Annotated in this window: 7 protein-coding genes (1 of these 7 running past the window's edge); 1 reads left to right on the top strand and 6 read right to left on the bottom strand. The window is 56.9% G+C overall.

What is annotated here, in order from left to right; all coding sequences use genetic code 11:
- The 3 genes from ilvC to ACYX4K_RS01255 form a co-directional block, all read right to left on the bottom strand.
- On the bottom strand, positions 1-874 hold the 5' portion of the coding sequence (gene ilvC / locus ACYX4K_RS01265) for a ketol-acid reductoisomerase (protein ID WP_475090584.1). The gene continues 152 nt to the left of window position 1, outside the view; the window shows 874 of its 1,026 coding nt (coding positions 1-874); it begins with the start codon at positions 872-874; its stop codon lies off the left edge, out of view.
- 78 nt (positions 875-952) lie between these two features.
- The gene (gene ilvN / locus ACYX4K_RS01260; RefSeq protein WP_043320882.1) at positions 953-1,444 is read right to left on the bottom strand and encodes an acetolactate synthase small subunit; all 492 of its coding nucleotides are present in this window, start codon (positions 1,442-1,444) and stop codon (positions 953-955) included.
- A gap of 15 nt (positions 1,445-1,459) precedes the next feature.
- Positions 1,460-3,196: an acetolactate synthase 3 large subunit gene (locus ACYX4K_RS01255; protein ID WP_475090586.1), complete on the bottom strand. Its 1,737-nt coding sequence runs from the start codon at positions 3,194-3,196 to the stop codon at positions 1,460-1,462.
- Between the two features lie 532 nt (positions 3,197-3,728).
- Here ACYX4K_RS01255 and ACYX4K_RS01250 point away from each other — a divergent pair.
- Positions 3,729-4,217 (top strand): DUF4124 domain-containing protein, encoded by a 489-nt coding sequence (locus ACYX4K_RS01250; protein WP_475090588.1) that lies wholly within the window; start codon positions 3,729-3,731, stop codon positions 4,215-4,217.
- Between the two features lie 51 nt (positions 4,218-4,268).
- Here the strand turns inward: ACYX4K_RS01250 and ACYX4K_RS01245 are convergent, their stop codons facing one another.
- The 3 genes from ACYX4K_RS01245 to clpB all read right to left on the bottom strand — a co-directional run bounded on the left by ACYX4K_RS01245 (position 4,269) and on the right by clpB (position 11,366).
- A complete protein-coding gene (locus ACYX4K_RS01245) occupies positions 4,269-7,358 on the bottom strand; it encodes an efflux RND transporter permease subunit (RefSeq protein WP_475090590.1) in 3,090 nt (1,029 codons plus the stop codon).
- A gap of 29 nt (positions 7,359-7,387) precedes the next feature.
- The gene (locus ACYX4K_RS01240) at positions 7,388-8,581 is read right to left on the bottom strand and encodes an efflux RND transporter periplasmic adaptor subunit (protein WP_475090591.1); all 1,194 of its coding nucleotides are present in this window, start codon (positions 8,579-8,581) and stop codon (positions 7,388-7,390) included.
- Positions 8,582-8,759: 178 nt separating this feature from the next.
- Entirely contained in the window at positions 8,760-11,366 is a 2,607-nt protein-coding gene (clpB, locus tag ACYX4K_RS01235) for an ATP-dependent chaperone ClpB (RefSeq protein WP_475090593.1), read from the bottom strand.
- Between the last annotated feature and the right edge of the window lie 198 nt (positions 11,367-11,564).

Genomic DNA, 11,564 nt, shown 5'->3' with positions numbered 1-11,564 from the left:
TGAAGTCTTTAGCGAACTTACCGGTCTGAATATCTTTCAGCACACGCTTCATTTCCGCTTTGGTCTCTTCGGTCACAATACGCGGGCCGGTTACGTAGTCACCGTACTCTGCAGTGTTGGAGATAGAGTAGCGCATGTCGGCGATGCCGCCCTGGTACATCAGGTCGACGATCAGCTTCAGTTCGTGCAGACACTCAAAGTAAGCCATTTCCGGCGCGTAACCCGCTTCGGTCAGGGTTTCAAAGCCAGCCTGCACCAGTGCGGATACACCACCACACAGTACCGCCTGCTCGCCGAACAGGTCGGTCTCGGTCTCTTCGCGGAAGTTGGTTTCAATAATACCGGAGCGACCGCCGCCATTGGCAGAGGCGTAGGACAGAGCCAGCTCTTTGGCGTTACCAGAAGCATTCTGGTAGATCGCGATCAGGGTCGGAACACCGCCGCCTTCCAGGTAGGTAGAACGCACAGTGTGGCCCGGGCCTTTCGGGGCAATCATGATAACGTCGACCTCTTTCGGCGGCTCGATCAGCTCAAAGTGCACGTTGAATCCGTGGGCAAATGCCAGGGCGGCACCAGCTTTCAGGTTCGGCGCAACCTGCTCCCGGTATACGCCAGCCTGGTACTCGTCCGGAGTCAGGATCATCACTACGTCAGCGTCTTTCACTGCATCGGCAACTTCCGCTACGCGCAGGCCCGCTTTCTCTGCCTTCGCCCAGGAAGCAGAACCTTTGCGCAGACCAACCACAACGTTGCTCACACCGGAGTCTTTCAGGTTGTTGGCGTGGGCGTGGCCCTGAGAACCGTAACCGATGATGGCAACGGTCTTGGACTTGATCAAAGAGAGGTCACAATCTTTATCGTAGTAAACTTGCATAACTTACTTCCTGCTTAGTGTGCTTTGAATTTCAGCCCGGGATCAGACCCCGGAAATTCCTGTTTCAATGTTTGACGCTCAAATACTGAGAATTTTCTCACCGCGGGCAATCCCGCTCACCCCGGAACGGACCACTTCCATAATGGTGTGCTCGCCCAGCGCCTGTAAGAAAGCGTCGAGTTTTTCACTGGTACCTGACACCTGTACCGTGTACATGTTGCTGGTGACATCGACTATCTGGCCGCGAAATATATCCACGCTGCGCTTGACTTCATCGCGCTGCGCACCGGTCGCACGGACCTTTACCAGCAGAAGCTCGCGCTCGATGTGGGACCCTTCTGTCAGATCCACCAGCTTTACCACATCGATCAATTTGTTCAGATTCTTGGTGATCTGTTCAATCTTGTGGTCGTCCCCGATCGTTGTCAGGGTAAGACGCGACAGGGTCGCATCCTCGGTTGGCGCTACCGTCAGGCTCTCAATGTTGTAGCCTCGCTGGGAAAACAGGCCAACCACCCGCGACAGTGCACCGGGTTCGTTCTCCATCAGAACTGAAATGATTCTGCGCATCCTGTTTACCTCCCTTTATGTCCGTTCCGTCTTGCTGAGCCACATATCCCGCATGGAGCCATTTGGCATGACCTGCATGGGGTAGACGTGCTCAGACGGGTCGACATAAACATCGATAAACACGGTGCGATCTTTGATCGCGAAGGCCTCGGCCAACTTGCCGTGGAGCTCGTCGCGATGCTCGATCTTCATTCCAAGATGCCCGTAGGCTTCCGCCAGCTTGATAAAGTCCGGCAGGGACTCTTCATACACGCTGTTGGACAGACGCCCTTCGTACTGCATTTCCTGCCACTGTTTAACCATGCCCAGGGCCTGGTTATTCAGACACAGGATTTTTACCGGAAGGTTGTACTGGGTTGCTGTAGACAGCTCCTGAATACACATCTGGATACTGCCTTCCCCGGTCACGCAGACGACCTCCGCATCCGGATGTGCCGCCTTCACCCCCAGGGCCGCCGGCAGGCCGAAGCCCATGGTGCCGAGACCACCGGAATTGATCCAGCGACGGGGCTTGTCGAACAGATAGTACTGCGCAGCAAACATCTGGTGCTGACCAACATCGGAAGTGACATAGGCATCACCATTGGTAATCTGGTGCACCGCACTGATCACTTCCTGCGGCATCAGCATATCGCCATCTGTACGGTAGCGCGGCGCCGTGTAAAGTCCATGGCGCTCGCGCCAGTCGTCGATCTGCCGCCACCAGTCCACGATCGCGGATTGATCCGGCATATCCTTGGAGGCTTTCAACATCTCCAGCATTTCTTTCAATACCGACTGCACGGTGCCCACGATCGGCACATCGGCAGTGATAGTTTTGGAAATGGAGGCAGGATCCACATCGATATGGATCACCTTGGCACCCGGGCAAAACTTGTTAGGAGTATTGGTCACCCGATCGTCGAAACGAGCGCCCACCGCGAGAATGACATCCGCATGGTGCATCGCGGTGTTGGCCTCAAAGGTACCGTGCATACCCAGCATGCCAAGGAACCGCTTATCGCTACCCGGAAATGCACCCAGCCCCATCAGCGTATTGGTCACCGGGAAATTCAGCCGCTGCGCCAGTTCCGTCAACAGCTCGGAGCCATCCCCCTGCACCACACCACCGCCGGCATAAATTACCGGGCGCTTGGCGGCCAGCAGCAATGCAACCGCCTTGCGGATCTGGCCGGTATGGCCTTTACCCGCAGGCGTATAAGAGCGCATGCGCAGTTTTTCCGGATAGGCGTAAGGATAACGATCAACGGGGTTGGTGACGTCTTTGGGAATATCGATTACGACGGGACCAGGACGGCCAGTGGAGGCGATGTAAAACGCCTTTTTAACCACCTCGGGGATTTCTTCCGCCTTTTTCACCAGGAAACTGTGCTTCACGATCGGGCGTGAACAGCCGACCATGTCGGTTTCCTGGAAAGCGTCTTCACCGATTTTGTCCGACGGCACCTGACCAGAGATCACCACCATCGGAATGGAGTCCATATAGGCGGTGGCAATACCTGTGATGGCATTGGTGGCACCGGGGCCGGAAGTCACTAGCACCACACCGGTCTTGCCGGTTGCCCGGGCATAACCGTCTGCAGAGTGTGTTGCACCCTGTTCGTGACGCACCAGCAGGTGCTTGATGCCTTTCTGTCGGAAGATGGCATCGTATATATGCAGCGCCGAACCGCCGGGGTAACCGAATATCAGGTCTACCCCTTCATCCTGCAGCGCGCGAACCAACATATCGCCGCCGGAGAGTAATTCCACTTGAGCCCCCTCAATAATTCCCATTTGTTAGGATCCGCATCATCCACAAACCACAGAATAGCCGGGTGGCGCGAAAGCCAGACGGCGATTCTAAAGGAAAAGCGTGATAAATATCAGCCTTAAACGCAGAATTAGCCCGTTTTTTAGGATAACTTCACGGCAATGCCAAAACTGCGCGGAACCCGACCGGTCGCGGAACCGGGGTGCGGGCCCCAAGGCCTCCAGATGGGGAGGGCCTCCTCGGCAGGAGGTAGTGGGTGCTTAACCCACTGGGGAGAGAGTGCGGGCCGCGGGGTGTTGCGGTGACATCTACTTCGCCGAGTGAACCGCAAATTGTCCAGTTTGAATTGCCAGTGTCAACCAGAGCGTGACCGCCATTCACAAATTCGCCAACTGTGCCGCGACTGCCGCCCCACCAGCAAAGCGCCCTCCGCCTATAAATTGTTAACTGGGTTGCGAGATACCCGGTGACGCCCGTTACAATGCGACAATAATGACCTGCGAAAACAAGACAGTACAAAGGCGACCCCCCATGCGCACACTGATGGCAACCCTCACTCTTTCTCTGGGCCTGATGGCAACCGCACACGCTGATGGCATTTATAAGTGGGTGGATGAGAACGGCGTAGTTCACTTCGGATCCCAGCCCCCCAAAAAGGAGCAGGTGGAAGTGGTCAAGGCGCCAAAGTCGGAACGATACCGTCAGTGGCAGAGCGAGCAACAGGCGCTGCAGGCGAAACAGCAGCTCACCACCGCAGCCAAACCGGATGACAAGGCTCAGCCCACGGCGGCGCCGACACAGTCCGGCCATGATGAACAGCAGGAGCCGCAAGCAGTAAATCAGGCAGAAATGGCTGCCCGCGCGCAGCGCTGCCAGAGTGCCCGGCAGCGACTGCAGCAGCTGGAAGCCCATGCGCGCGTACGCGAAGTGGATGCCTCCGGGAATTACCGGGTACTGCCGGAGGAAGAGCGCCAGCAGCGAATCCAGCAAGCCCGCCAGGCTCTGCAAAACAACTGCTGAGTATTCACGGAGTCGGCGGAGCCCAATCCGCCGGGCACTGACCAGGCGGGCTTACCGCGCACTGTCGCTTTGCTGACGCAACACGCTCCCGCTATTCCCGAAGTCCCGCCCCAACATCAGGTACATCGCCGGCACCACAAATAATGTGAACAGGGTGCCAATGGTCATACCCGAAGCCACCACCAATCCCATGGCGAATCGCGCACCACCTCCGGGCCCTGCCGCAATCAGCAGCGGCACCATGGCCAGAACCAGCGAAGCCGTGGTCATCAGAATCGGCCGCAATCGGATAGTCGCCGCCTCTTCAATAGCCTCGCGCCGACTGCGCCCCTGCAGCTGCAACTGATTGGCAAATTCGACGATCAAAATCCCGTGCTTGGAGATCACACCAATCAGGGTAACCAGCCCCACCTGGGTGTAGATGTTCAGAGTGGTGAGCCCGAGGCTGACAAAAATCATTGCCCCACACACACTCATGGGCACGGTCATCAGCATGATGAGCGGATCCCGCCAGGACTCAAACTGCGCCGCCAGCACCAGATAAATCACGACCAGTGCGAAGAAGAAAGTGAGCACTAGGTCAGACCCTTCATTCTTGTACTGCCGCGACTGCCCGGAGTAATCGGTAGAGTATTCCCGCGGCAAAATCTCCTGGGCGGCAGTCTCGAGAACCCCCAGTGCTTCCCCCAGTGGCACCCCGGGGCGTGGAACCCCGGAAATAGTCACCGCATTCAACTGCTGAAAGCGCTTCAGCTGCTGCGGCTCTACGGTTTCCTCAAGCCGCACCAGTGTGGAGAGCGGCACCAGGCTGCCATCGCCGGCGCGAATGTAATACTGCTTTAACTGCTCACCAGTCAGACGATCCACTCGCACCACCTGCGGTATCACCTTGTAGCTGCGGTTCTCCAGAGAGAAGCGGTTGGTGTAGGCGCCGGACATCATTGCCCCCAGCTCCCGCGCCAGATCTGCCATGGTGATGCCAATTGAGGCCGCCTTATCCCGGTCTATGACCACCGACAGTCGCGGCTTGTCCAGCTTCAGGTCTGCATCGAGGAAGATAAAACGTCGGCTGGCCAGTGCGCGCTCCATAATTTCATCGGCAAAGCTGGCCAGCGTGGAAATGGGCTCGGTAGTGCCAATTACAAACTCCACCGGCAAGGTACCGCCGGCGGTGGGCAGGCTGGGAGGCACAAAGGTCGCGACCTTGAGACCCGCGATCTCCGATACCTCACCGCTAATGACTTCCTGCATTTCCTGGGTGTTTTTGTCGCGCTTGTTCCAGGAAGACAATACGAAACCGGCGATCGCACTATTGGTACTGTTGCCCGCACCACCGACACCGTTGAGCAGGAAAAGGTTTTCGACTTCCGGGTGTCGATCGCGCACGGAATTGATCTGACGGGTGTACTGCTCCATGTAATCCAGGGTGGCGAAGGAGTCACCACTGGCAATACCCAATACAAATCCGCGATCCTCCTTTGGCTCCAGCTCACTGGGGGACGTGACAAACAGAAAATAGCAACTGCCAAGAACAATGAGCCCAAAAACCAGAATGACCAGCCGCTCGTTCAGGGCACCGTGCAACCGTCGCCGGTAACCGGATTCAAGCCCTTCCAGTCGCCGCTCGAGCCATGCCTCAAAGCGATTACTGCGTTGACCATCCTCCGCCCGCAATACCTTCGCCGCCATCATGGGCGACAGGGTAAGCGCAACTACACCGGACAGCAGTACAGCCCCGGCGAGGGAAAAAGCAAACTCCACAAACAGCGTGCCAGTGAGCCCGCCGAGAAAACCAATCGGCAGGTATACCGCTATCAGCGTGGTGGTCATGGCAATGATCGGCCAGGCAAGCTCGCGGGCGCCCTGCACTGCTGCATCCTCTGGCGCCATACCTTCTTCAATGTGTCGATGCACATTTTCCAGCACTATGATCGCGTCATCCACCACAATGCCAATGGCGAGCACCATGGCCAAAAGGGTAAGCAGATTGATGGAGAAGCCCATCAGCAGCATCAGGAACAGCGCTCCCACCATAGAAAGCGGCACCGCCACCGCCGGAATAATGACGCTGCGAATAGAGCCAAGAAACAGGTAGATCACAACAATGACTATCAGCACCGCTTCAACAATGGTTTTAACAACCTCATTGATGGAGTCCTGAATGTATTCGGTACTGTCATAGGGAACCTCCCCCAACATCCCCTCAGGCAATTGAGGAAAAATCTCCTTGTGCAGCTTGTCCCGAACCTCAGCGATCACCTCCAGGGCGTTCGCATCCGGTGCCACCTCAACTGCGACGAAGGTCGCCGAGCGCCCATTAAAGGTCACCGAGGTTTCGTAGGATTCAGATCCCAGTTCGACATCGGCAACATCTTCAAGGCGCACCAACTGATCATCATCGGCGCGCACTACCAGGCGACGAAATGCCTGCTCGGAGGCGATATCCGTATCCGCACGGATATCCATGGCAACCCGCGATCCCTTGGTACTGCCCACTGCGGCCAGTACATTGTTCAGACGCAGCGCACTGCTGACATCCCCCGGGGTCACACCCTGCGCGGCCATTTCCGCGGGTTTAAGCCATATGCGCATGGCGAAGGTGCGGTTTCCCAGCAGTGCCGCACGCTGCACACCGGCGATCGTAGACAACTTGGGCTGCACCACTCGCGTGATGTAATCGGTGATCTGATTGTTGTCGAGGATTTCAGACGAAAATGAGAGGTACATGGCGGCGATGGTTTCACCGACAGCGAGGTCTACCGTCGGGTCTTCCGACTCATCCGGAAGCTCGTCGCGCAGCTTGTTTACCTTGGCGGCAACCTGGGTGAGCACTTCGCTGGGGTCGTAGTCGAGCCGCACATATGCCTGAATAACCGAGATACCCTGGATACTGGTGGAGACGATATAGTCCAGGCCATCGGCGCTGGCGATCTCTTGCTCAAGGGGGGTAGTGATAAACCCCTGAACCAAATCCGCATCCGCGCCCACATAGACGGTACTGATGGTAATGACGGCATTTTCCAGTTCCGGATACTGACGCACATTGAGTTCGGAGGTCGAACGCAGCCCCAACAGGAATATAAACAGGCTGACTACACAGGCCAGTACCGGTTTGCGAATAAAGATGTCGGTAAAATGCACTCGGCGTCCTTGCCGGCAGGCGCCGCCCGCTAGCTGTTTTCCGGGTCCGGAGCGATCTGCTCGGGCGGCGGGTTGTCGTTGTTGATGATCACCCCACCCTCGTTGCGCAATTTCAGCAGCCCGCTGGTGGCAACCTGGTCACCAGCCTCTACCCCCTCGGTTATTTCGATCAGGTCACCGCGCTCCTCGCCGGTCTTCACAAATCGCTTGATCGCAATCCACTCGGCGGGCTTCCCACTTTCACGTCCCATCAACTGCTTGTCGTTGGTACTGGCTGCCGCTTTACTCTTCGACTTGCGAATAACAAATACCGCATTTCCGTAGGGCGCATAGCTGATGGCTGTACGCGGTACCACGAGTACATTGCGAAATTTTTCCACCTTCACGGCGACATCGGCAAACATACCCGGGCGCAATTGCCGCTGCGGGTTTTCGAGTGTGGCCTGCAGCAGAAAGGTGCGGTTGCGCGGGTCGATCGCCGGGTCAATGGCCGTAATACGCCCCTGGAACTTACGCGCCGGAAGCGCGGCCGCGGTGAGTTCGACACTTTGGCCTTCCGTAACCCGGGTAAAGTCCCGCTCGGACAGGGAAAAGTCCACATAGATCGGATGTAGCTGCTGCAGTGATACCACAGCATCACCTGGTGAAACGTTTTGTCCAAGATCAACCTGGCGAATACCGAGCTGACCGGAGAACGGGGCGATAATCGTGCGCTCACTAATCGTGGCACGCTGCACAAGCAGGTTTGCCAGTACCTGATCCAGGGTGGCCTGGGCCTGATCCAATTCACGAAGGGTGGCGACACCTTTCGTGTAAAGCTGCGATATCCGTTTAAAGTCTCGCTCCGCCAATCTGCGTTCGGCTTCCAGTACTTCAATCTGTGCTGTTTCCGGATCGGCGGTGAGTTCAGCCAGCAGTGCGCCTTTATCGACCGCCTGGCCGGACTCAAAGTAAATGGCTTTAACTTCACCCTGCGCGCGCGTGGTGACGTCGACGCCATTAATGGCGCGCAGGCTACCTACCGCATTCAAGCGGGTTTGCCAACGTTGTGACTGCACTTGCGAGGTGGTTATCGTGGCGGGGGGCAATGACATGTTGTCCATAAACTGGTTCATCATGTAATTGCCGAAAAATTTGAAACCGAAGATACCGCCGAACACGACAAGGCAGGCCAGCAGCATCCACAACATGCGCCGGTTAAATAGCTGCCTTGCCAGTGTCATACATCAGATCCATTGAAGCGTAAGCACTTCGATTCCTCGCAGGTGGCGGCGGCGCAACCGGGTAGCAACTTGTGAGACACGCCGTAAACCCATCCTTGGGGGCTCTGCAAAAACATCCTGTTTTTGAAGGTCTCACAAGTTGCTACCCGGCCCCGCCACCTTCCCAAATACCTTTGAGCTACTTTTCAAAAACCGCCTTATCCCCTTCCAAAGTCGCATGAATGGTGTCCCCAGGTACAAACTTCCCGGACAGCACATCCTGAGCCAGCGGGTTTTCGATCCACATCTGAATAGCACGTTTAAGTGGACGCGCGCCATACACCGGGTCAAACCCGACATCGGCAAGTTTGCCCAGCAGCTCGTCGGAAATCTCCATTTTCAGATCCCGGTCGAGCAAACGCTTGCGCAGGTTCTGCAGCTGTATCTCGGCAATGGAGCGCACTTCTGCGCGATCCAGGGGATGGAATACCACGACCTCGTCGATACGGTTGATGAACTCCGGGCGGAAGTGTTCGCCAACCACGTCCATCACCGCCGCTTTCATCTGCCGGTAGTGAATCTCCGAATCGATTTCATCGTCGTCGCGGGCACTGGCGTATTTCTGGATCAGGTCCGAACCGAGGTTAGACGTCATCACGACCACGGTGTTGCGGAAGTCGACGGTGCGACCCTGGCCGTCGGTAAGGCGACCGTCCTCGAGTACCTGCAGCAAAATATTGAATACGTCCGGGTGGGCTTTTTCCACCTCATCCAGCAGCAGTACCGAGTAGGGTTTGCGGCGCACGGCTTCGGTGAGGTAACCACCCTCTTCGTAGCCAACATAACCAGGAGGCGCGCCGATCAGCCGGGCGACGGAGTGCTTCTCCATAAATTCCGACATATCCACACGCACCATGGCGTCTTCGGTGTCGAACAGAAATTGCGCCAATGCCTTGCACAACTCGGTTTTACCCACACCGGTAGGGCCGAGGAACAGGAAGGAACCGTTAGGCCGATTCGGATCCGCAAGGCCGGCGCGAGACCGGCGTACCGCGTTGGACACCGCCTCCACGGCTTCGTCCTGGCCGATCACCCGATCGTGCAAGGATTCTTCCATGCGCAAGAGTTTTTCACGCTCGCCCTCGAGCATTTTGGAGACCGGGATCCCGGTCCAGCGGGATACGACTTCCGCGACTTCCTCGTCGGTAACCCGGTTGCGCAGCAGCTGGTTTTCGCTGGTATCGCTGTTGTCCGATGCCAGTTTCAGTTGCTGCTCCAGTTGCGGGATTACGCCGTATTGGATTTCCGACATGCGGGTGAGGTCGCCGGCGCGGCGCGCGGCGTCCATATCCAGTTTGGCCTGCTCCAGCTTGTTTTTGATGTCGGCGCTGCCGGCCAGTTTGGCTTTTTCCGCTTTCCAGATTTCTTCCAGGTCGGCGTACTCTTTTTCAATCTTGTCGATATCCTCTTCCAGCTTCGCCAGACGCTTCTTCGCGGCCTCGTCGTCCTTGTCTTTCTTTACTGCCTCGCGCTCGATCTTGAGCTGAATCAGGCGGCGCTCCAGTTTGTCCATTTCCTCTGGCTTAGAGTCGATTTCCATACGGATACGGCTGGCTGCTTCATCGATCAGGTCGATCGCCTTATCCGGTAGCTGGCGATCGGTGATATAGCGCTGGGACAGCTTGGTGGCGGCAATAATGGCGGAGTCGGTGATATCGACACCGTGGTGCACTTCGTAGCGCTCTTTCAGTCCACGCAGAATGGCGATGGTGTCTTCTTCCGAAGGTTCGTCCACCAGCACTTTCTGGAAGCGGCGTTCCAGCGCGGCGTCTTTTTCAATGTACTGGCGGTATTCGTCCAGAGTGGTGGCGCCAACGCAGTGCAATTCACCGCGAGCCAGCGCGGGCTTCAGCATATTGCCCGCATCCATGGCGCCCTCGGCCTTGCCCGCGCCCACCATGGTATGCAGTTCATCGATAAACAGGATGACGCGGCCTTCCTGTTTGGAAAGTTCGTTCAGTACCGCTTTCAGGCGCTCTTCGAACTCACCGCGGAATTTGGCTCCGGCGAGCAGCGATCCGAGATCCAGAGACAACAGTCGCTTGTCTTTCAATCCTTCCGGCACCTCGCCATTGACGATGCGCTGAGCCAGGCCTTCGACAATGGCGGTTTTGCCCACGCCGGGCTCGCCAATCAGTACCGGGTTGTTTTTGGTCCGGCGCTGCAGAACCTGAATGGTGCGGCGAATTTCGTCGTCGCGACCAATTACTGGATCCAGCTTGCCCGCTTCGGCGCGCGCCGTGAGATCCATGGTGTACTTATCGAGCGCTTGGCGGGCTTCTTCCGCCTGGGGATCGTTGACCTTTTCGTCGCCGCGTATTTTGGTAATCGCATCTTGAAGATGCTTCAGATCACCGTGGGCGTTCAGGATTTTCGACACTGCACCGGCAGCGGGGTCAAAGGCTGCAAGCAATACCGTTTCGCTGGCGATAAAGCTGTCGCCATTTTTCTGGGCTTTTTTATCCGCCAGATTGAACAGGCGCATCAGCTCCTGAGACATGCCGACGTCGCCGGTGGGCGTGCCAACGGTGGGCAGGCTATCCAGGCGCTTGGCGAGGTCATTGCGCAGGCCGTTGATATTAAAACCGGCCTGATTCAGAAATGCGGTGGCGCTGCCATTGGATTGATCCAGCAGAGCCTGAATAAGGTGTTCGGGAAGAATCTGATTGTGATCGCGACCAACGGCAATGGATTGCGCGTCCGCAATGGCGGCCTGCAATGGGTTGGTCATCCGGTCGATGCGCATGTGTTAATAACCTCTTGTGATCCTCTTCCTGATATAAAACGCGCCGGACACAAAGGCAGGCGACGCGCGGAAACGCAATGACGAATACAGTCTAGTGCTGATCAGTAATTTGCGGGCAGGAGGCGGGTTTTAAAGGGGGAAGTACGGCGAGAAATAGATTTCACGTCATGCCGGACCTGATCCGGCATCCAGCTTCGT

The organism is Microbulbifer sp. ABF4_107 (assembly GCF_056312215.1).
The sequence above is the reverse complement of the archived record's forward strand: the minus strand, read 5'-3'. Positions and strand labels throughout refer to the sequence as shown.